This window comes from Streptomyces sp. NPDC049837 (assembly GCF_040674455.1).
GTDB lineage: Bacteria > Actinomycetota > Actinomycetes > Streptomycetales > Streptomycetaceae > Streptomyces.
In genome coordinates this window covers 622,888-641,595 of record NZ_JBFAMP010000004.1, presented here as the reverse complement: position 1 = coordinate 641,595, position 18,708 = coordinate 622,888, and the positions used below count along the sequence as shown (strand labels likewise).

19 protein-coding genes are annotated in these 18,708 nt (G+C 73.6%); 9 read left to right on the top strand and 10 right to left on the bottom strand.

All coding sequences use genetic code 11. The features are described 5' to 3' along the window. The first annotated feature begins 127 nt into the window (after positions 1-127). From AB0J57_RS14430 to AB0J57_RS14420, 3 genes are all read left to right on the top strand, one after another. Positions 128-1,480 (top strand): cytochrome P450, encoded by a 1,353-nt coding sequence (locus AB0J57_RS14430; RefSeq protein ID WP_366128407.1) that lies wholly within the window; start codon positions 128-130, stop codon positions 1,478-1,480. Positions 1,481-1,939: 459 nt separating this feature from the next. Next, positions 1,940-2,173, top strand: coding sequence for a chaplin (locus AB0J57_RS14425; RefSeq protein ID WP_366128405.1), 234 nt, complete (start codon positions 1,940-1,942; stop codon positions 2,171-2,173). A gap of 208 nt (positions 2,174-2,381) precedes the next feature. After that, entirely contained in the window at positions 2,382-3,893 is a 1,512-nt protein-coding gene (locus AB0J57_RS14420) for a glycosyl hydrolase (RefSeq protein ID WP_366128404.1), read from the top strand. Here AB0J57_RS14420 and AB0J57_RS14415 read toward each other — a convergent pair. From AB0J57_RS14415 to AB0J57_RS14380, 8 genes are read right to left on the bottom strand one after another with little or no spacing between them, the layout of a single operon-like run. After that, positions 3,883-4,980 carry a GNAT family N-acetyltransferase gene (locus AB0J57_RS14415; RefSeq protein ID WP_366128402.1) on the bottom strand — a complete coding sequence of 366 codons (1,098 nt, stop codon included), beginning with the start codon at positions 4,978-4,980 and terminating at the stop codon, positions 3,883-3,885. The genes AB0J57_RS14420 and AB0J57_RS14415 overlap by 11 nt on opposite strands. Further along, the gene (locus AB0J57_RS14410; RefSeq protein ID WP_366128401.1) at positions 4,977-5,663 is read right to left on the bottom strand and encodes a lipopolysaccharide biosynthesis protein; all 687 of its coding nucleotides are present in this window, start codon (positions 5,661-5,663) and stop codon (positions 4,977-4,979) included. The genes AB0J57_RS14415 and AB0J57_RS14410 overlap by 4 nt, the downstream gene beginning before the upstream one ends. Continuing rightward, a complete protein-coding gene (locus AB0J57_RS14405) occupies positions 5,660-6,757 on the bottom strand; it encodes a glycosyltransferase (RefSeq protein WP_366128400.1) in 1,098 nt (365 codons plus the stop codon). The genes AB0J57_RS14410 and AB0J57_RS14405 overlap by 4 nt, the downstream gene beginning before the upstream one ends. Further along, on the bottom strand, positions 6,754-7,482 hold the full coding sequence (locus AB0J57_RS14400) for a polysaccharide deacetylase family protein (RefSeq protein ID WP_366128399.1): 729 nt from the start codon (positions 7,480-7,482) through the stop codon (positions 6,754-6,756). The genes AB0J57_RS14405 and AB0J57_RS14400 overlap by 4 nt, the downstream gene beginning before the upstream one ends. Further along, positions 7,415-9,103 carry a lipid II flippase MurJ gene (locus tag AB0J57_RS14395; protein WP_366128398.1) on the bottom strand — a complete coding sequence of 563 codons (1,689 nt, stop codon included), beginning with the start codon at positions 9,101-9,103 and terminating at the stop codon, positions 7,415-7,417. The genes AB0J57_RS14400 and AB0J57_RS14395 overlap by 68 nt, the downstream gene beginning before the upstream one ends. Continuing rightward, on the bottom strand, positions 9,096-10,592 hold the full coding sequence (locus AB0J57_RS14390) for an O-antigen ligase family protein (RefSeq protein ID WP_366128397.1): 1,497 nt from the start codon (positions 10,590-10,592) through the stop codon (positions 9,096-9,098). Before AB0J57_RS14390 ends, AB0J57_RS14395 begins: the two co-directional genes overlap by 8 nt. After that, positions 10,592-11,989: a sugar transferase gene (locus tag AB0J57_RS14385; protein ID WP_366128396.1), complete on the bottom strand. Its 1,398-nt coding sequence runs from the start codon at positions 11,987-11,989 to the stop codon at positions 10,592-10,594. The genes AB0J57_RS14390 and AB0J57_RS14385 overlap by 1 nt, the downstream gene beginning before the upstream one ends. Continuing rightward, positions 11,986-13,140 carry a glycosyltransferase gene (locus AB0J57_RS14380; protein WP_366128395.1) on the bottom strand — a complete coding sequence of 385 codons (1,155 nt, stop codon included), beginning with the start codon at positions 13,138-13,140 and terminating at the stop codon, positions 11,986-11,988. The genes AB0J57_RS14385 and AB0J57_RS14380 overlap by 4 nt, the downstream gene beginning before the upstream one ends. Positions 13,141-13,486: 346 nt before the next feature. On the opposite strand from AB0J57_RS14380, the gene AB0J57_RS14375 reads away from it, so the two are divergent. The 5 genes from AB0J57_RS14375 (at position 13,487) to AB0J57_RS14355 (ending at position 16,616) form a co-directional block, all read left to right on the top strand. Beyond that, complete coding sequence (locus AB0J57_RS14375) at positions 13,487-13,726, top strand: chaplin (protein ID WP_366128394.1); 240 nt, start codon at positions 13,487-13,489, stop codon at positions 13,724-13,726. Positions 13,727-14,070: 344 nt separating this feature from the next. Continuing rightward, the gene (locus AB0J57_RS14370) at positions 14,071-14,673 is read left to right on the top strand and encodes a hypothetical protein (protein ID WP_366128393.1); all 603 of its coding nucleotides are present in this window, start codon (positions 14,071-14,073) and stop codon (positions 14,671-14,673) included. Positions 14,674-14,975: 302 nt separating this feature from the next. Next, positions 14,976-15,257 carry a hypothetical protein gene (locus AB0J57_RS14365; protein ID WP_366128392.1) on the top strand — a complete coding sequence of 94 codons (282 nt, stop codon included), beginning with the start codon at positions 14,976-14,978 and terminating at the stop codon, positions 15,255-15,257. Between the two features lie 227 nt (positions 15,258-15,484). Next, positions 15,485-16,009, top strand: coding sequence for a hypothetical protein (locus AB0J57_RS14360; RefSeq protein WP_366128391.1), 525 nt, complete (start codon positions 15,485-15,487; stop codon positions 16,007-16,009). A gap of 319 nt (positions 16,010-16,328) precedes the next feature. Beyond that, entirely contained in the window at positions 16,329-16,616 is a 288-nt protein-coding gene (locus tag AB0J57_RS14355; RefSeq protein ID WP_366128390.1) for a chaplin, read from the top strand. A gap of 91 nt (positions 16,617-16,707) precedes the next feature. Here AB0J57_RS14355 and AB0J57_RS14350 read toward each other — a convergent pair whose 3' ends face one another. After that, the gene (locus tag AB0J57_RS14350; protein ID WP_366128388.1) at positions 16,708-17,574 is read right to left on the bottom strand and encodes a tyrosinase family protein; all 867 of its coding nucleotides are present in this window, start codon (positions 17,572-17,574) and stop codon (positions 16,708-16,710) included. Beyond that, a complete protein-coding gene (locus tag AB0J57_RS14345; protein WP_366128386.1) occupies positions 17,558-17,971 on the bottom strand; it encodes a tyrosinase family oxidase copper chaperone in 414 nt (137 codons plus the stop codon). The genes AB0J57_RS14350 and AB0J57_RS14345 overlap by 17 nt, the downstream gene beginning before the upstream one ends. Before the next feature lie 189 nt (positions 17,972-18,160). On the opposite strand from AB0J57_RS14345, the gene AB0J57_RS14340 reads away from it, so the two are divergent. Next, positions 18,161-18,670 carry a DUF5949 family protein gene (locus tag AB0J57_RS14340; RefSeq protein WP_366128385.1) on the top strand — a complete coding sequence of 170 codons (510 nt, stop codon included), beginning with the start codon at positions 18,161-18,163 and terminating at the stop codon, positions 18,668-18,670. Positions 18,671-18,708: the final 38 nt, after the last annotated feature.

The following is an 18,708-nucleotide window of genomic DNA, read 5'->3' as shown; positions in this document are numbered from 1 at the left end:
CCACACCGCCGGGCGGCCCCCGGGCGGGCCGCGAACGGACCGCCCGGGCCGACCGCTGCCCGGGCGCCCCGGCCCCGCCCCCTCCACGCACCGTTTTGCGCGCTCGGCCCCTGGGCACCCGGGGGCCATGAGCAGTACGGACACGGCCACGCACACCCCCGCCCGGGCGTCCGGGCGCGACACCGCGCGACTGGCGGCGCAGGTGATCGCACCGACCCTCGCGGCCGGCGCCATCGCCCGCCGGCGCGCCGGGATGGCCCTCGCCGAGCGGTACGCCCTCGACCGGCGCGCCACCGGGCTGCTCACCGAGCTGCGTGGCGCCTACGGTCCCGGCCCGCTCCGGCTCGACGTGGCCGGGCGCCACTTCGCCGTCGTCCTCCAGGCCGGCGACGCCACCCGCGTCCTGAACGGCACGCCGGACCCGTACTCCCCCGCCACCCGCGAGAAGCGCGCCTCCCTGGAGCAGTTCCAGCCGCACGGCGTGCTGATCTCGCGCGGTACGGAGCGTGACGCGCGGCGCGCGTTCAACGAGGCCGTGCTGGAGTACGGCCACCAGATGCACAGCCTGGCGCCCCGGATGGTGCGCACGGTCCGGGAAGAGACGGGCAAGCTCCTGGGCGCGACGACCGCCGGCGACGGAGAGATCGGCTGGGCGGACTTCAGCACCGCCTGGGACCGCACCGCACGCCGCCTCGTCCTGGGCGACACCGGGCGCGACGACACCGGCCTGACCGCGATGCTCGGCCGGCTGCGCTCCACCGCCAACTGGTCCGTCGCCGCCCCGCGCCGCACCGCCCTGCGCGCCCGCTTCGAACGCCGCCTCCGCGCCCACCTCGACCGCGCCGAGCCCGGCAGCCTCGCCGCCGCCCTGACCGCCACCACCGCCGCGCCCGGTACCGACCCGGCCGGGCAGGTGCCCCACTGGCTGTTCGCCTTCGACGCGGCGGGCATCGCCACCTTCCGGGCGCTGGCCCTGCTGTCCACGCACAACGCGCAGGAGACGCAGGTACGCAACGAACTGGCCGTCACCGACCTGACCGAGCCCCGCCTCCTGCCGTACACCCGCGCCTGTGTGCTGGAGTCGCTGCGCCTGTGGCCGACCACGCCCTTCGTGCTGCGCGAGTCGGTGCGCGAGACCGACTGGGGCGAGGACGCGCTGCCGGCCGGCACCGAGTTCCTCATCTATACGCCTCTGTTCCACCGGGACGAGTCGCTGCCGTACTCCGACCGGTTCACGCCGGAGATCTGGCTGGACGGCACGGCCCAGGACACGGAGGCGCTGATGCCGTTCAGCGCGGGCCCCGGCGAGTGTCCGGGCGAGGACCTGGTGCTCCTGGTCACCTCCACCATGCTGGCGGCCCTGCTCGAACGGCACACGTACCTGCCGGAGCGGCCCGGCAGGCTGCGGCCCGACCGGCCACTGCCGCGCACCCTCGACCACTTCGGCCTGCGCTTCGCGGCCCTGCCCCATCGACCGTGAGCGGTTTCGTGAAGCGTGAGGGTACGAGCACGGGCTGTGACATGATGCGAGAGCCTCGCCAAGGCTGCTGTGAACGGAAAGGTTCGGCATGGCTCCTCGCGCCGGTAAATGGCAGCGTGTGCCCCTCATCCCACAGAGCAGGCAAGCGACGGAGGCCGAGACGGTCCCCGTCTATTCGTCGTTGACGCGCGAATGGAGAGCGCTGGGCCGGACGGTCCCGGGCCTGCCGGACCGCGAATGGGACGTTCTGGTGGCGCGCCCCGTGTGGCCCAGTCGTTGAGCCATCTGCCTCCGGCCGTAGCTCGGCGGTTCGAGTGAATCGGTGCGGAAAGCTGCCACAGTGGTGTCTTTCCGCTTTCGCATTCGTTGTGATTTTCGCAGTGGAAGCCGGGCCACATCGGGGCCCGTTCGTCACGAAATCCGTGGCAAGACTTCCTCCTGTGGAAAGGAAGCCGAACTATGAAGTGCAAGAAGGCTGCGGTAGCCGTCGCCGGTGTTGTCATGGCGCTGGGTGCGGCCGCGCCTGCTGTCGCCGACGCCGACGCCCACGGTGCCGCCGTGGGCTCGCCGGGCGTCATCTCCGGCAACGTCGTCCAGGTCCCGATTCACGTGCCGATCAACGTGTGCGGCAACACCATCAACATCATCGCGCTGCTGAACCCGGCCTTCGGGAACGTCTGCGTCAACAAGTGACGCGACATCAGGCCTCGGCCGCGTAACAGCCGGTCCCGGAGCGCTCCGGGACCGGCTTTTCTGTGCCCGGCTGCCCCAAGCGGGCGATGAAATCCACCAACGGCCTACTGAGCGACGGGACCGCGATCCCGGTCGGCCCATTAAGAATACTTTTGCTCCGAGTGACTGAGCGACTGGCGAATCCTGGCGCCTGGCGAAGGAGCGGAGCATGGGTCACCGGAGAGCGAAGACGAGAGGCACGCGGCGGGGGGTGCTCACCGCCGGGCTGCTGAGCCTGCTGACTGCCGGTTCGGTCCTGTCGGCCCCGGCCGGCCACGCCTCCGAACCGGCGGCTCCACGGGGCCCGTCCCCCGAAGTCCTGGCGGCGACGGGAACGGGGCAGGGTCCGGGCCCGGAAGGGGACCGGGACGCCGGGGCGGCAACGGCGGCTACGGGGGCTGCGGCGGAGGCGGGGGCGACGAGCGGGGTGGAGGCCGATACCGGCAGCGGGCCCGGGACGGGGGCGGGACTGGAGCGTGCGGAACCCGCCGGTCCGGGGAACGAGCCGGTTCCGGGCAGCGAGCCGGTGCCGGGGCGGGACGCGGGCACAGGGAGCGGCACGGCCATGGGGGCGTACCTGGATTACGGGCCGCGGGGCATTCACCGCATGGCGGGGCTGCGCAAGTGGCTCGGCGGTACCGACCTGCGGGTCGGGCACACGTACCTGCCCGGCGACGTGTGGACCAACATCGAGGGCCGGCCCGGGTTCCTGGAGCACTGGGCGCGGTGGCGGCAGGAGCGCGAGGACCGGCTGTTCGTGCTCAACGTGCCCATGCTGGAGCGCAACGAGAGCCACCTGCCGGACCCCGTCGTACGGCAGTTGCTGCGGCTGGGCGCGGACGGGCGGTTCGACCGGCACTTCCGTGCCCTCGGCGAACGCCTCGTCCGGCTCGGCGTGCCGGACACCGTCATCGTCCTCGGCTGGGAGATGAACGGCATCACGTACTCGCACCGCTGCGGCCCCGACCCGGAGGCGTGGAAGGCGTACTGGAAGCGCATCGTCACGGCCATGCGCGCGGTGCCGGGCCAGCGCTTCCGGTTCGACTTCGCGCCCAATCGCGGGCGGGACGCCATCCCGTGGACCGCGTGCTACCCCGGTGACGACGTCGTCGACATCATCGGGATGGACTCCTACGACCAGCCGTCGGGCGAGAGTTTCGACGAGCAGGTGAACCAGCCCTACGGGCTGCGGCAGCACGTGGAGTTCGCCGCCGAGCACGGCAAACCGATCTCGTACCCGGAATGGGGGCTGTTCCGCAACGGCGACAACCCCGAGTACATGCGGCGCATGCTGGAGTGGATCGACCGGCACAAGCCGCTGTACCACACCATCACCGACTACTGCCCGCACGGTGTCTGGCAGTGCGACGAGAATCCGGAGTCGGCCGAGGTGTTCCGCACGATGCTCTCCGGCAAGGGCAACCCCACGGAACCGCAGCCCGAACAGCCGGAGGAGCCCCAAGAGCCGGAACAGCCGGAGCAGCCCGAAGAGCCCGGACGCCCGGAGCAGCCCGAGCAGCCCGAGCAGCCCGGACGCCCGGAGCAGCCCGGACGCCCGGAGCAGCCCGAACAGCCCGAGCAGGCCGCCTGTACTCCGCTGGACCTCGGCGACTGGGTCGAGCGGTGGCTCGGCCGCCAACTGTGCGTGAAGTTCGAGTGGCGCCGTTACGTCAGCTCCTGAGCCGCCGCACCCACGTCCGGGTACGCAGCCGGTCCGCCGCCCACCGGCGGCCGGCCGCGTACCCGGCGAGGAGCAGCAGGAGCGGCGCGGTCCGTCGCCGGGCGAGCAGCAGCCGCTCGTTGACGACCGGTTCGGGGCGCCAGTGGCTCTTGTACGGCTCCCGGCCGCGCAGCAGGCTCAGCGTGGTGCGGCCGCTCGCGCTGCTCTCCCGGGCGCCGTTGCGCAGCAGCAGCGTCGCCACGTCCACCTTGTGCGCGCGCAGCACGGGATCGGCCCCGTACAGGTAGCCGCCGGACAGCAGCGGCGACATCAGCGTGAGGTCCGCGGCGACCAGGTCACCGGCCATGCGGAACTCCGTCACCATGGCGTCCCCCGACTCCACCATCGAGCGCACCGCCCGCTGGAGGTGCTCCGCGAACCGGGGCCGGAGGTGCTCCGGTGTCACCCCGCGGTCCGCCCACTGCCGGTGGTGCAGGGCCAGCAGCCGTTCCAGGGCGTGCGGCACCTCGGCGGCGGGTACGACGTGCTCCTCGATGCCCAGCCTGTCGAGCTTGCGCAGCTTCGAACGCGCCCGCTGGGCGCGGGACGCCGGGAGGCGGCCGACCAGCTCGTCGATGGGCGCGGCGGGCAGCTCCATGCACACCGAGTCGGGCAGGCGGCGGCGCGGGCCGCGCCAGCAGGCGTGGACCCGCTGCGCGGCGGCCCCGGCCCGTACCTCCCGGAGGTCGATCACGGCGGTACGGGCCAGGCGGCCGAGCGCCCGGGCCAGTACCGGTACCGCCTCGTCGGCGTGGGCGTCGTCGACGAGCACGTCCGAGAAGTCCGTGATGGCCCCGCCCAGGTGGGTCAGCACCGGCAGCGGCCGGCGCACCAGCCGGAGGGGCGCCGCCGCGACGAGCGCCCCGTCGCGGCGTACCAGGACGACACGCAGGCGGCCGGGGGTGCCGTACGACACCCACCAGGAGTGCAGCCAGGAGTGCGACTGGAACGGGGTGGCCGTGGCGCACCGCCGGTACAGGCGCGCCCACTCGGCCGCGAGCCCGCCGAACGCCTCCCCGTCCCGGCAGACGGTCACCTCCCACGTCATACGAGGGCCTCCGGATGCGGGTTCGGCTGGGGCGCCGGCTGCGCGGCCGGGCCGGGGCCGGGCACGGGCCGGTACCCGTACCGCGCCCCGCGCCGCCCGTACCGGGGCCGCACCAGCAGGGCGAGCCCGCCGAGCAGCCCGCCCGCGCAGCCGCCGACGAGCGCGGACAGCGGCGCCGACGGCGAGACGGGGCTCGTCGGCGTGGCCGCCCGGGTGAACTGGAGGACCTTGACTCCGGTGCTGCCCTCCGTGTGGGAGCCCTTCTGCACGAGGGCCCTGGCCACGCTGTCGGCCATCCCCGCCGCGGCCGCGGCCTCCGGCGCCCGCGCCGTGATGGCGATCATCGGCGCGTCCGGCGAGGTCACGGCCTGGACGCTCGCACGCAGTGTGGCCGCCGGCACGCCGGCCGCGACCTGGGCGTCGCCGACGATCGCGATGTCGGTGGCGACCCTCCCGTACGCCTGCGCCAGGCCCATCGCCCCGGCGGGGTCGGACTTCGCGGACGGTACGACGATGACGTAACTGGTGGCCGCGTACTCGGGGGTCTTCAGCAGCCCGTACGCGCCCCCGGCGAGGACGCCCAGCAGCGCGGCGGCCGGGACCAGCCACCGGCGGCGGGTGCGCTTGAGGCGGGTGAGCCAGCCGATCGCACGGCGTACGGCAAGGGACTGGGTGGTGGTCATCGACAACTCACTTCGTCGTAGAGCTCGCTGTAGAGGGACATCAACTGCCGGGCGCTGTGCGCGATGTCGTAGCGGTGCACGGCGGCGGGGACCGGGAGCCGCTCGCGGGTGACCGACGCCAGCGCGGCGGCCACCTCGGGTGCCGTCCCGCCGATCCGGCGCGCCCCGGGCGCCTCCTCGGGCGGCAGGTCGTCGAGCGCGGGGCACGCCACGTACCGCACGGGCAGTCCGGCGGCCAGCGCCTCGACGATCGCGAGCCCGAACGCCTCGTCGGCGGACGTGGACACGAACACGTCCATGGCGGACAGCAGTTCCGGCAGCCCGCGGTCGACCGCCCCGGCCCACACCACCCGGTCCGCCGCGCCGCACTCCCGGGCGACCTCCTCCAGCCGCTGCCGCTGCTCGCCCTCCCCCACCAGCAGCAACCGGATGTCGCCGGGCACCGAGGCCACCGCGCGGATCAGCGTGTCGAACCGCTTGCCCGCCGCGAGGCGCCCCACCCCGCCGACGACGTACGCGTCCGGCGCCAGCCCCAGCCGCTGCCGCACCGCCCGCCGCGCGGCCGGGTCGAACGCGAAGCGCTCCACGTCGATGCCGTTCGGCACCACCCGGATGCGCCCCGGGCGCACGCCCCACCCGGCCAGGCGCCGCGCCACCGTGTCGGAGACGGCGACCGTCGACGTACCGAGCCGCTCGCTGGCCAGGTACAGGGCGCGCGCGCCGCTGCTCAGACGCCGGCCCTCGATCTGGGCGGCGCCCAAAGAGTGTTCGGTCGCGACGACCGCGCGTACGCCCGCCAGCCGGGCGGCGAGCCGCCCGTACACGCACGCCCGGTACAGGTGCGTGTGGACGACGTCGAAGCCACCGTGCCGGATGAGCCGGGTGAGGCGGGGCAGGGCGGCCAGGTCGCGGTTGCCGCGCATGCCCAGGTGGGTCACCGGCACCCCGTCGGCGCGCAGCGCTTCGGCGACCGGGCCGGGGTTGGTGAGCGTGACGACGCTGCTGCGGACGCGGTCCATGTGCGGCAGCAGCAGGCGCAGTTGCTGCTCGGCGCCGCCGATGCCGAGGCCGGTGATGATGTGCAGGACCTTCATGACATGGGTACGGGAGCGCGCCGGGCCCCGTGCAGCTTCCGTTTGGCGTGCAGCCGCCACGCGGTGTCGCGCTGCCCGATGTGCACCCGGGGCAGGGCGAACACGCCGCTGACGGCGCCCGGGTCGATGGCGGCGGCGTACGTGTACCCCGCCTCCCGCACGGCCCGGACCGCGCGCTCGTTGACGTGCCCGTACGGGTAGCAGAACCCGTCCGGGGCCGTTCCCGTGATCGTGCGGAGCGCCTCCCGGCTGGCGGCCGTCTCCTCCCGCAGTACGTGCTCGGGCGCACCGGACAGGGAGACGTGCCGCAGACCGTGCGAGGCGACCTCCATGCCGGCGGCGGCACAGCGCCGGACGCCGTCCTCGGTGAGCAGCGGCTTGCGCGGGCCGAGCGCGTCCCAGGAGTTGTCGCCGCCGAGCCGTCCCGGGAGGACGAAGACGGTGGCCGTGCACTCGTGGCGGCGCAGGAGGGGGACGGCGTTGTCGAGGAAGTCGGCGTACCCGTCGTCGAAGGTGAGCCCGACCAGGCCGCGCGTGTCGCCGTGGCGGGCCGCGTACAGCAGCAACTGCCGTACCCCGACCCCGCGCAGGCCGTGGTCGCGCAGCCAGCGCAACTGCTTGTCGAGGCGGGCGGGCGAGACGGTCACGTGGTACGGGTCATCGTCCGTGGTGTCGTCGATCGAGTGGTACATCGCCACCCAGAGGGGGATTCTCGGCTGGTTCATGAGCGGGCCTTCGCAGGGCGGAACGGATCAGTGAGGGGACCACCGGGGCGCGCAGGGCGCAGGCGGCGGCGGTGAACGCGGCGGTGACGGTGACGAGGGCGAGCGGCACGGCGAGGGGCGGCGGTCCCGTCGCGCACCACCACCCGGCTGCCGTGGCGACGGCCGCCGCCCCGGCGAGCCGGGCCAGCCCGAGCGCGAGGTGCCGGGCGTCGAGCGGGACGCTCTGCCGTCGTACGCCGGCCAGGAGGAGGGCGGCGGCGAGGGTGATGCCGAGCGCGTTGGCGGCGGCGATGCCGGCGGCGCCCCACGGTCCCGCCCACGCCCGGCCGGCCGCGGCGGTCACGGCGATGCCGCCGAGCATGACGGCGGCCGGGTACCACAGGGGCCGGGAGGCGGAGAAGTAGCAGCGCACGAGGGCGCCGACGAGCGTCTGGCCGAGCAGCCCGAGGGCGTACACCCGCATGACGGCGGCCGTGGCAGAGGTGTCCGCCCGGTCGAACGCGCCGCGCTGGAAGAGCAGTTCGACGATCTGCGGCGCGGCCGCCACGACGGTCGCGGCGCCGACGAGCACGATCACCCCCGCCAGCAGCAGGTCGCGCTCGGCCCGCCGCCGTGCGGTGTCCGGGTCGCCCGCCGCGAGCGCCCGCGCGACAACCGGGAAGCTGACCGTGCACAGCATCAGCGAGAGCACCATCGGCAGTTGGGCGACCTTCTGCGCGTAGTTGAGGTGCGAGATCGCCCCGGCGGGCAGCGGCGCGGCGAGGAAGCGCTCGACCAGGACCTGCGACTGGCGGCACACCGCGAACACGATCACCGGCGCGAGCGCGGCCAGCAGGAGGCGGGGCGCCGTCCCGTCCTGGGCCCGCGCCGTACCGGGCGTACGCAGTTGCCGCCACAGGACCGGCGCCTGGATCAGCACCATCAGCACGCCGCCCGCCGCGGCCCCGGCCGCCGCCGCGCGCACGCCCCACGCGCCGGGGTCCAGGAGGACGACCGCCGCGATGATGCCGGTGTTGTACGCGACGTAGATCGCGGCGGGCGCGAGGAACCGGCCGTGGGCGCGGAGCGCCGCGCTGCAATACCCGGCGAGGGCGAAGGAGAACACACAGGTGGCCGTCAACCGGGTGCAGTCCACGGCCAGTTGCCGCTCAGGCAGCCCGGGCGCGAGCAGTCCGACGAGCCAGGGCGCGGCGAGTACGAGCACCCCGGCGGCCGCGCCCATGCCGAGGGCCGTCCTGGGCAGGGTCGCCCTGACGAGCGCGCGGACGGGGTCGCCGGTGGTGCCCGCCCGGCGGGCGAGGGCGGCGGCGAAGGCGGGTACGAGGACGAGGGCCATGCCGTCCTCGATCAGCAGCGTGGCCGCGAATTCCGGGACGGTCCAGGCGACGAGGAACGCGTCCGTGCCGGTACCCGCGCCGAACGTGTGGGCGAGCAGTTGATCCCGGACCAGCCCGAGAAGGGCACCCACCGCCGTCAGGGCCGCGGTGAGCGCGGCCGCCCGCGCGAGGAACCGACCGGACGGCGCCCATGCCGGCCGCTTGGGCGGCGGGGCGGACCGCCCGGCGTCGCCCTCCGGCACGGGCCGCGCCGTCACCGCACCGGGCTGCGGAACGTCAGCCATTCGGGGCCCCCACCTCTGGCGCCCACGCCCCGGCACCGCCATCACCGCCGGCGTAGGGGGCCGTGGAGGGTCGTCCCCGCTGGGGGACCCCCCTCCGGGTGAGAGTCGAGCCCGGAGGGGCCCCGCCCGTACCCACCGGCGTAAGCACCGGACCCAGGGCGAGGGACCCGCCACCGCCCACCGCCCCTGGCGGGCTCACCGCCCCACTCGCACCCACCGCCTCCGGCGCGAACGCCCACCAGGCGGCAAGCCCCAGCACCAGCGCCGTGAGGACCGTCGCCGGGCCGCCGATGTCCGCGTACGCGAAGTCGACGAGCTGCCAGACCAGCAGGCCCACCGCGACCAGCCCGCAGGCCGGCACCGCCCCGGTTCGGCGGGCGTCCGCCAGGCGCCGCACTCCGCACGCCAGCAGTGCGAGCCAGCTCCCCGCGATCGTCAGCAGGCCCAGCAGTCCCTGCTCGCCCAGCACCAGCAGGTACATGTTGTGCGGCGACAGCAGGGGCTGCCGCTGGAAGCCCCGGCCCGCGCCCGCCGTGTCGCTGCCGGACGACAGGGCCAGCGAGGCGTGGCTGTCCCGGTAGTGGGGGAAGCCCTTGAGCCCGACGCCCGTGAGCGGCTCGGCGCGCCACATCCCGGCCGCCGCCGCCCACATGGTGTACCGGTCGGTGACCGACCGGTCGGGGGTCGCCGTGACCTGCGAGATGCTGGCGACCCGCTCCTGGACCATCTGCGAACCGACGCCCAGCCCGGCCACCAGCACCACGCCCAGCGCGCCCGCCGCCAGCCCCACCCGCACGGCGCGCCGCACGCCGCACAGCGCCGACAGCAGCCCGCACGCCGCCACCGTCGCGATCCAGGCGCCCCGGCTGAACGACACCACCAGGGGCACGAGCAGCAGCCCGCCGCAGACCAGGGCCCACGCCCCGGCCCGCCGCCCAGCCTCCCCCGGTGAACCGAGCGCGATCCCGGCCGCCGCGACGATCCCGTACGCGACGACCGTCGCCATGCCCATCACGTCGGTGGGCCCGAAGGTCCCCACCGCGCGGACGTCCTCCCCCATGTACGACGCGCCCGTGCCGGTCACGTACTGCGTGACGCCCACCGCCCCCTGCGCGAGCGCGAGGCCGATCATCGCCCAGGTGACCACGGCGAAGTCCCGCCGGTCGCGTACCAGCAGCACCACGGCCGCCGGTACGAGGACGAAGACCTGGAGGTAGCGGGCGACGCCCGGGAGGCTGGCCGCCGGGTCGTGGGACGTGACCGCCGCGGTACAGACGCCCAGCACGGGCAGACCCAGCACGACGGCCGCCGTCCGCGACAGCGGCCGCGCCCGGTCCCGTACCAGGCGTACGGCGCAGAAGGCGACCAGCACGGCGGACGCGGCGTCCGCGACCGTTCCGGTGCCCGACGAGCCGTGCGGCGGCGGGACGGCGAGCAGCGCGACGACCGCGAGCAACGGCACCAAGGGCGCCCACCTGCGTACCGGCATCAGCTTCCCGCCGGGCGGATCAGCGAGGCCGCCGTACGCAGCAGGATGCACACGTCCTGCCAGAGCGACCAGTGGTCGATGTAGTGGTTGTCGAAGCGGCACCGGTCCTCGATGGAGGTGTCGCCGCGCAGCCCGTGCACCTGCGCGAGCCCGGTCAGCCCGACCGGCATCCGGTGCCGGGCCGCGTAACCGGGGTGGGCGCGGCTGAACTTGGCGACGAAGTAGGGGCGTTCCGGGCGCGGCCCGACCAGGCTCATGTCGCCGCGCAGCACGTTCCAGAGCTGCGGCAGCTCGTCGAGCGAGGTCCGGCGCAGGAACGTTCCGACAACGCTCATCCGCTCGTCGTGGGCGACGCTCCACCGGGTGGCGGCCTCCTCGTCGTCGGCGGGCCGCAGCGTACGGAACTTCAGCAGCGTGAACAGTCGGCCGTCCTGGCCGACGCGCTCCTGGCGGAAGACCACACCGGGACCGTCCGACAGCCGGATCGCGGCCGCGCACAGCAGCAGGAGCGGGGAGAGGACCGCGAGCATGAGCCCGGCGACCGTGACGTCGAGGATCCGTTTCGGCAGTCGGCCCCGGTGGGCGGGCGGCGGGTCCAGGCGCCGGCACGCGTGGCCCCACAGGTGCTGGCTCATCGGCGTACCGCCACCGGTGTCGCCGACGAGCCAGCCGACACAGCCGTAGTGGCGCAGCAGCGCGACGAGCTCGGTCTGCTCGGCGCCGGCGAACACCGCGTCGCGCACGCTGTTCTGGATGACCGCCCGGTGGATCTCCTCGGGGCTGGTCAGCACCGGCAGTGACGATTCGGCGGGTGCCTGCGGCCGGTGCGTGTCGACGATGCCGACCGGCCGGATGCCGTACTCGGGGTGCCTGGCGAGCGTGGCGGCCAGCCGCTGCGCGTCGGGCGCCGAGCCGACGACGAGCGCGGAGCGCGGGTGCGCGCGGGCGCCGGCGCGGCGCCGGTGGTGCAGGACGGCACGGCACCCGCACACGAAGACCAGGTGGACGGCGTACGCGGCGGCCAGCGCCGCCGGGCCGATGGCGCGCTGCGGGGACTGCGCGGCGAGCAGCGCGGCGGCCGCGCACCACGCGATGGCCGCACGCCCGGCGAGGGTGGGCAGTTCGTCGAGTACGGAGAGGACGGCACCGGGCCGGTAGAGGCCGGCGTACGCGTTGAGCGCGGCCAGGCACGCGGTGAGCTGCATCAGCAGGGCGGCGCTGCGCTGCTCGTGGTCGAGCAGCAGCGCGGCGAGCAGGACGGCGGCGCAGTCGGCGGCGACGAGGGAGGAGACGAAGGGCGGCGCGGGCACCGGTCGGCGCGGCGGCAGGGCCAGCCGGTCCGCCCGCCCGCGGGGCGGGACGACGGTGGTGGCCGGGCTGGTGCTTTCCGTGGTCACTGGGAGATCGGCTCCCTGAGCTCGTGGCGCGGTGCGGTCACCTCGCGGTACACGTCCGCGATGGCCGCGCCCGCACGCCGCACGTCGAATCGCCGCAGCACGTGCTGCTGGGCCCGGCGGCCCAGGGCCTCCCGCAGGACGGGCCGCCGCAGCAGTCCGGCGAGGGCGGCGCCGAGGGCCGCCGGGTCGCCGGGGCGGACCAGGCAGTGCGTCTCGTGGCCCGGCGGCAGGCTCTCGCGGGCGCCGTCCACGTCGGTGAGGACGACGGGGCGGCCGCCCGCCATGGCCTCCAGGGGCGCGAGGGCCATCCCTTCCCAGCGGGACGGCTGGACGACGAGGTCGGCGGCCCGGTACCAGGGCGCGGGATCGGCGACGGCGCCGGCGAAGGTCACCGAGTGCCCGGCGGTGGTCCGTCCGGCGGCGGCGTGGAGCGCTTCGGCGTCCGGGCCGTCCCCGACGAGGACGAGCCGGGCGTGCGGTACGCGGTCGAGGACGGCGGGCCACGCCTCCAGGAGCGTGTCCTGGCCCTTCTGGCGGCACAGCCGCCCCACGCACACCACGAGCGGCGCCGAGGCGGGCAGCGCGAGCGCGGCGCGGGCGGCCGCCCGGTCCGGACCCGTGGCGAACCGCTGGGCGTCCACGCCGTTGTGGATCACCGACCAGGCCGCCCGTACGCCCGCCCGCTCGCCACGCCGCCGTTCCGCCTCGCTGACGCAGACGACCCGGTCGGTCCAGCGGGCGGCCCAGCGCTCCCACCGCCTGGCGAGCGCGCCGGTCACCCCGTCGACCGCCTCGAACGACCAGGCGTGCGGCTGGTACACGGTGGGGACCCGGCCGCGTACGGCGATCCGGGCGGCCAGTCCGGCCTTCGCGCTGTGCGCGTGCACCAGGTCGGGGCGCAGCAGGTCGACGAGCTCGGCGATCCGGCGGCTCTCCGCCACCAGCCCCGGCCCCGGTTCGCGCCCCGCCCGCCACGGGTGCACATCGGCGCCCAGCGCCCGCGCCGCCGTTGCCAGCGGTGTACCGGGCGGGCAGGCGACGGCCACCCGCATTCCCAGGTCCACCTGCGCACCGGCCACGTCGGTGACCACGCGGGCCACCCCGCCGTCACCCGGCTGGACAACATGCAATGCGGTAAGTGGGGGACGCACGCGTGACCCTTTCTACGAAGCTGGTGGCAGTGAGGGGTCGGCGCTTTCCGGCGCGCGGGCGAATGTCAGGCCTCTGAATTCCCCCTGTTGGTTCTCCGCTTCTCCGCTTTGACGGATGAGGTCCGGCGAGAGGAACGTTATAACTCAACAATCACGACCAGAAGCATATGAAACACCGCCGGAGCAACTTCCGTATTTTCACGCCGCGTTCATGGTGCGGCGTGTCGCGCGCGAGCCCCCGGCGGTGGTGTCACCCATTCGGTCGCGCAACCGGCGAAATACTGGGGCGTTGTTGGTGTAGCCGGCCACGTCGGCCGCAGTGCCTCACCAACCTAGGAGCTCCTCCATGTCCCGTATCGCGAAGGCAGCCGTCCTGACCTCCGCCGTAGCCGCGTCCGTCGCCGGTGCCACCGGCGTCGCGCACGCCGACGCCGACGCGGATGCAGCGGCCGTGAAGTCCCCCGGTGTCATCTCCGGCAACATCATCCAGGTGCCGATCCACATCCCGATCAACCTGTGCGGCAACACCATCGACATCATCGGTGCGCTGAACCCCACTTTCGGCAACGTCTGCGTCAACGACTGACGCGGCACGCCACGCGCACAGCCGGCGCGAGACAGTGCGTCATCCCCGCGGGGGGGTGGCGCACTTCTGCGTGTACGGGAACGGGTGCGGGAGCGCATACGGGAACGTGTGCGGGAACGCGGGCGTGAACGCGGGCGGAAAAGGGCGGGCCACTCCATCGGCGGCGCGCCGCCATCGCCCCGGCGGCCGAGTCCGGGCTGCTTTTCGTGGCAGGTCAGGCGGCCCGATTCACCCGTCGGGCCCATTCATACGTTGTCACGCATGCGTTTGCGGGCCGCAATGGGCGGACTCACGGTGATGTCACGTTCTCGACGCATCACTGGGCATCACCGGAAGGACAAGGCATGCGTCTCCTGACACCCCGCCGTGTGGCGGTCACCGCGCTCTGTGCCGCGCTCACGTTCGGTACGGCGGGACCCGCCCTCGCCCACGCCACCCACCAGGCCGCCAAGGAACAGACCAAGGAGCAGGTCAAGGCGCCGGAGGACATCGGCGACATCCTCGGCTCGATCGGCAGCGTGCTCGACTCCGTCCTGGGCACCGTATCGGGCACGAACAGCGGCACCCAGACGCTCCCCGCGACCGACATGGACCAGCAGATGAAGGACCTCACGGCCGCCATCGAGGCCCTGAGGAAGGCGGCGGCCGAAGCGGAGGCCAGCTCTGCCCCCACGACCTCCTCCCCCGCGCCCGCGGGCACCTCCATGGACACGACGGACACCACGGACGCGGCCGTGGACAAGGCACTCGCCGGCATGGACAAGGCGATCGACGACATGGTCGCCGCCGCGATGAAGGGCCAGGCGGTCACCTCGGCGTCCCAGGTCCAGGCGGCCACCAAGACCCTGATCGACACGATCATGCGCGACGTCGCCGGGATGACCGGTACGCAGGCGACGGGCGCCACCACGCTCCCGGCGACCACGCTCCCGGCCACCGGCCTCTAGGTCCAGGGCCCAGTCCCCGACGGCCGTGCCGCCTCAGCCCTCACTGAGCCGACACGGCCGCCGGCCTTTCCCACCCACCAAGCTGATCCCATTGATCTCGTTCATCGCATTGATCTCGCTGATCGGAGAATAGGACCGATTCGTATCGTTCGAGTGCAGTGCCGAGAATTCGCGGCTCGCGGAGTTTCCCCCGCGCGGAGGGCTCGTTAGGGAAGACAGAGCGCTGCACAGGTGATCCCAAGTGGCCTGTGATGTGCGTGAGTTGCAGCGAACAGACGCCATTCCAGGAAGGACTCCCTCCCATGAAGCCCACCAAGGTTGCTGCGGTCGTCGCCGGTTCCATGATGGCTCTGGGCGCGGCCTCGCCGGCCTTCGCCATCGACCCCACCCTCACCCCGTCCAGCCTCAACGGAGGAGTCGAAGCCCTGGGCAAGCGGGGTCTGACCGAGGCCGTTCCCGCCGACGCGGTGGGCAAGGTGACCGACGGCAAGGCCGTCGACAAAGTGCAGGACACCGCCGGTGGGGCGAAGGACACCGCCACGCCGCTCCTGGGCGGCCTGCCCGCGCTGGGCGGCGGCAAGTAACTCCGCCTGATGGACGGGAAAGTACTCCCTCGTACGTGACGCTGCCGGGGCCGACGGAAAACGATGACGCTCGTTTCCCGTCGGCCTTTCGGCATGCCCGGTTCTCCGCACGGGACGCGGCACCACCCGGCGTTGCTGCAATCAGGCGAATTCTGACGCCGCTCTCGGCGCGTGCTCGTTCTTTGAGGCAGCACCGTTACTCACAGCCCGGGAAGGCGTACGCAGCAATGAACCTGAAGTCTCAGGCAGGCGTGGGGATTGTCGTCACGTGCCTCGCATCGGCGGCGATGGCGTCGCCCGCGGCGGCGTCCGCCGCCGTGCCGGTCGCACCGGTGGACGTGCCGCTGCACGGTCTCGGAACCGTACTCCCGACGGAGACGCCGACGCTGCGTACCGGCGTCCCGATCCCGCTCCCGGGGGCGCCCATGGGGCTCACCGGGCATGGGGAGGGCAGGGTACAGCCGCTGCTCCTGCCGCAGCTCCCCATCACGGCCGGGATCCCGGAGACGCTGGTCAGCGCGCCGCTGCCGGACGTCGTGGAGGGCGAGCCGACGGGCCGGGCGCTGGTCGCCGCCCCCGCCTCCGAGGTGCAGGCGACCACGCCGGGCGCGATCCTCGGCCTCCCGGTCACCCTGCCGCGCGCCGAGTCGCTCGGCCTGCCGGGCGTCGAGCTGCCGCAGGCGGGCTTCCTGGCGCCGACCGTGTCGGGAGCGCTGGACTCGACGCTCGGGCTGGCTCAGCCGAAGAACTGAGCCAGGCCCCTCCTCGCGAGCAATCCCTCTCGCCCGCGAGTCCCCCATCCCTCCGCAAGCCCCTCTCCCCCGCAAATCCCCCTCTCGCTCCACAAGTCCCCTATCCCTCCAACAAGTCCCCCTCCCTCCGCAAGTTCCCCTCCCCTCCCCCCAATCCCCGAATTCCCCTTCCCCCGCGCTCCCTGCGTCCAAAAGGGCGAACCCTGTGCCACGACCGGCTGTTGGAGTGGCGCGGCCGTTACCCGTCCTGAAAAGCGGCGTTGTAGGGGAGTGACGACCGCGGGTCCGCGGTCGGATTTCCACGTACAAGGAGATTTTGATGTCTCGCATCGCGAAGGCTGCCGCCGTCATCGTCGGCACGGGTGCTGTCGCCCTGAGCGGAACCGGCATGGCCGTCGCCGACGCGCGGTCCGACGCCGCTGCCGTCGAGTCCCCCGGTGTCATCTCCGGCAACGCGATCCAGGTCCCGATCCACATCCCGATCAACCTGTGCGGCAACACCATCGACATCATCGGTCTGCTCAACCCCGCGTTCGGCAACCAGTGCGCAAACGTCGACGGTCACAAGAAGGACCACAAGGACCACAAGGGCGGCTACGGCGGCTGAACACCCCGGCGTACAGCCACGTCAGCCACGTACGGCCCCCCGGCTCACCGGCCGGGGGGCCGTTCCGCGTCTCCGGGCGGCCGCCGGCCGGTCACTCGTAGCGGTAGATGTGGTGGTGGCCGGCGACGTCGGCGGGGGTGACCTTGAACGGCGGCATCGGCTCGTCCCGCGCGACGACCCGGCGGTACTGGTCCGAGCCGGGCGGGGGCGGGGTGGCGGGCAGGTAGCGGGCCCGGGGGTTCTTCCGCTGCCAGCGCGACCAGATCAGGTCGATGAAGGAGTGGTGGAGCCAGAAGACCGGGTCGTTGACGGACGCGCCGCCGAGCATCAGGCCGCCGACCCACCGGTGGACACGGTTGTGGTTGCGCCAGCGGCCGTTGCCGCTCTGCCGGGTCCAGCCCTCCAGCGCGTTGCGGAAGCCGGTGCGGCTCGTGGAGTCCCAGGGCGCGGAGTCGTACACGGTCTCGGCGGTCGCCCGGGCCAGCTCCCGTGCGGTGGGCAGCCCGATGGGGTTGGCCGGGTTGCCGAAGTTCCGGGTCAGGAACGGCGATTCGGTGACGCCGACCGTGATCGGCCAGTTCCCCCTGGCGTACGCGAAGGGGCCGGTCATCACCTGGTGGTCGCCGCGCCGCCCGTTGCCGCCCATGAAGTCCTCGCCCCACAGGGACGCGGCGGGGGTGTTGTCGCGGGTCCAGTCCCAGTAGGGGACGGTCACCGTCGGGTCGACGCTCCTGAGCGCCCGTTCGAACTCCAGCAGGTACTGCCGGTGCCAGGGCAGGAAGGACGGGGCCATGTGCGCGACCCGCAGATCGTCGTCGCCGTCCGCGCTGTAGTACTCGATGTGCGTACGGACGAAGTCGTCGTACCGTCCGCTGCGCTTCAGCGCCAGTACGGCGCTGACGAACTTCTTGCGCTCGGCGCCGGTCAGGTCGCGCTGGTTCTTACGGACGTACGCCATGGTGCCCTCCTCCCGGAGCCAGTCGGGCGGAGCCCAGCTCGTCCACGGCGGCGCGGGTGGCGGCCAGGGGCGTCGGGTACGACTGGTAGTGGTCGACGGGCGTGAGGTAGCCGCCGTCGGCGCACCGCATCAGGTGCAGGGGTCTGCCGTCGACCCGTACGCCGAACCGCCGCCCGTCCGGCGGCAGGGGGCCGCCCTGGATGTGCCGGCCCTTGTACATCTCGTCGAACCCGCCCCCGGACGCCCACGACCGCGTCCGTGCCGCCCCGTCGCGGGGCGTGGCGGCGACATGGGCCAGCGTCCCGCCGGTGAACGCGGTGACGGTCAGGGTGAACAGCGCCCGCAGCACGGCGCGCCGGCGCGGGAAGAGGCGGGACAACGGCTGTACGACGCTCATCGATCGGGCTCCCTGCTCATCGTGGCTCCCACCGGGCACAACGACCCCGCACCTGAACCGTTCCGGAGGGCGTAACCGCATCCCTCACCGGGCCATTACCCGGCCAGGTGAATCACGGCCCCGGCATATCGGCTGAACGGGTGGAAACACACCTGAAGGACCCGTAAGGCGCCACTACCATCCGGCAGCATGACCTCTTCCACCGCCGCAACCCCGGGGCAGCAGGAATCCCTCCTGGGCACCCTTGCCGTCATCCCGTGGGCCAATGAGCCCGAGCCCGAGTCCGATGCGCCCGTCATGCCATTCCTGATGGTGTACTCCCTCGGGGACGGCCGGGACGGGCCCGAGGCGGGGGCGGAGGCGCTGCGCGGCGAGTTGGAGAAGGCCGGCCTGTCCATCGGCGACAAGGTCACGGACCTCACCCGCGAGACCCGCATTCCGGTCACGCTGCTGGTGGAGGCCGAACAGGCCGTGCTCAACCTGCCGTTCATGAAGGTGCAGTGCCCGGTGCCGCCCGAGTGGGAGAAGGCCGCCCACGAGACCGGCAAGGCCTATCTGATCTGCTCGCTGCGCCCGTGGCCCGAGGCCGTGCAGGGACAGCCGGTCAGCGAGGAGCAGTTGCGGGCGTTCGTCGGCGCCGACGAGCTGGTGGAGCTGAGCGCCCACTGCCTGCTGCCCGTGCGCAGGGTACGTACCTGACCTCTCCCCCGAAGAGGCCCCGGCGGCAGGTCCGTTGA

Bases quoted from the DNA above. Each gene is read 5' to 3' on its own strand.
- AB0J57_RS14430 (WP_366128407.1), top strand. From the start codon at position 128: ATGAGCAGTACGGACACGGCCACGCACACCCCCGCCCGGGCGTCCGGG.
- AB0J57_RS14425 (WP_366128405.1), top strand. From the start codon at position 1,940: ATGAAGTGCAAGAAGGCTGCGGTAGCCGTCGCCGGTGTTGTCATGGCG.
- AB0J57_RS14420 (WP_366128404.1), top strand. From the start codon at position 2,382: ATGGGTCACCGGAGAGCGAAGACGAGAGGCACGCGGCGGGGGGTGCTC.
- AB0J57_RS14415 (WP_366128402.1), bottom strand. From the start codon at position 4,980: ATGACGTGGGAGGTGACCGTCTGCCGGGACGGGGAGGCGTTCGGCGGG.
- AB0J57_RS14410 (WP_366128401.1), bottom strand. From the start codon at position 5,663: ATGACCACCACCCAGTCCCTTGCCGTACGCCGTGCGATCGGCTGGCTC.
- AB0J57_RS14405 (WP_366128400.1), bottom strand. From the start codon at position 6,757: ATGAAGGTCCTGCACATCATCACCGGCCTCGGCATCGGCGGCGCCGAG.
- AB0J57_RS14400 (WP_366128399.1), bottom strand. From the start codon at position 7,482: ATGAACCAGCCGAGAATCCCCCTCTGGGTGGCGATGTACCACTCGATC.
- AB0J57_RS14395 (WP_366128398.1), bottom strand. From the start codon at position 9,103: ATGGCTGACGTTCCGCAGCCCGGTGCGGTGACGGCGCGGCCCGTGCCG.
- AB0J57_RS14390 (WP_366128397.1), bottom strand. From the start codon at position 10,592: ATGCCGGTACGCAGGTGGGCGCCCTTGGTGCCGTTGCTCGCGGTCGTC.
- AB0J57_RS14375 (WP_366128394.1), top strand. From the start codon at position 13,487: ATGTCCCGTATCGCGAAGGCAGCCGTCCTGACCTCCGCCGTAGCCGCG.
- AB0J57_RS14370 (WP_366128393.1), top strand. From the start codon at position 14,071: ATGCGTCTCCTGACACCCCGCCGTGTGGCGGTCACCGCGCTCTGTGCC.
- AB0J57_RS14365 (WP_366128392.1), top strand. From the start codon at position 14,976: ATGAAGCCCACCAAGGTTGCTGCGGTCGTCGCCGGTTCCATGATGGCT.
- AB0J57_RS14360 (WP_366128391.1), top strand. From the start codon at position 15,485: ATGAACCTGAAGTCTCAGGCAGGCGTGGGGATTGTCGTCACGTGCCTC.
- AB0J57_RS14355 (WP_366128390.1), top strand. From the start codon at position 16,329: ATGTCTCGCATCGCGAAGGCTGCCGCCGTCATCGTCGGCACGGGTGCT.
- AB0J57_RS14350 (WP_366128388.1), bottom strand. From the start codon at position 17,574: ATGGCGTACGTCCGTAAGAACCAGCGCGACCTGACCGGCGCCGAGCGC.
- AB0J57_RS14345 (WP_366128386.1), bottom strand. From the start codon at position 17,971: ATGAGCGTCGTACAGCCGTTGTCCCGCCTCTTCCCGCGCCGGCGCGCC.
- AB0J57_RS14340 (WP_366128385.1), top strand. From the start codon at position 18,161: ATGACCTCTTCCACCGCCGCAACCCCGGGGCAGCAGGAATCCCTCCTG.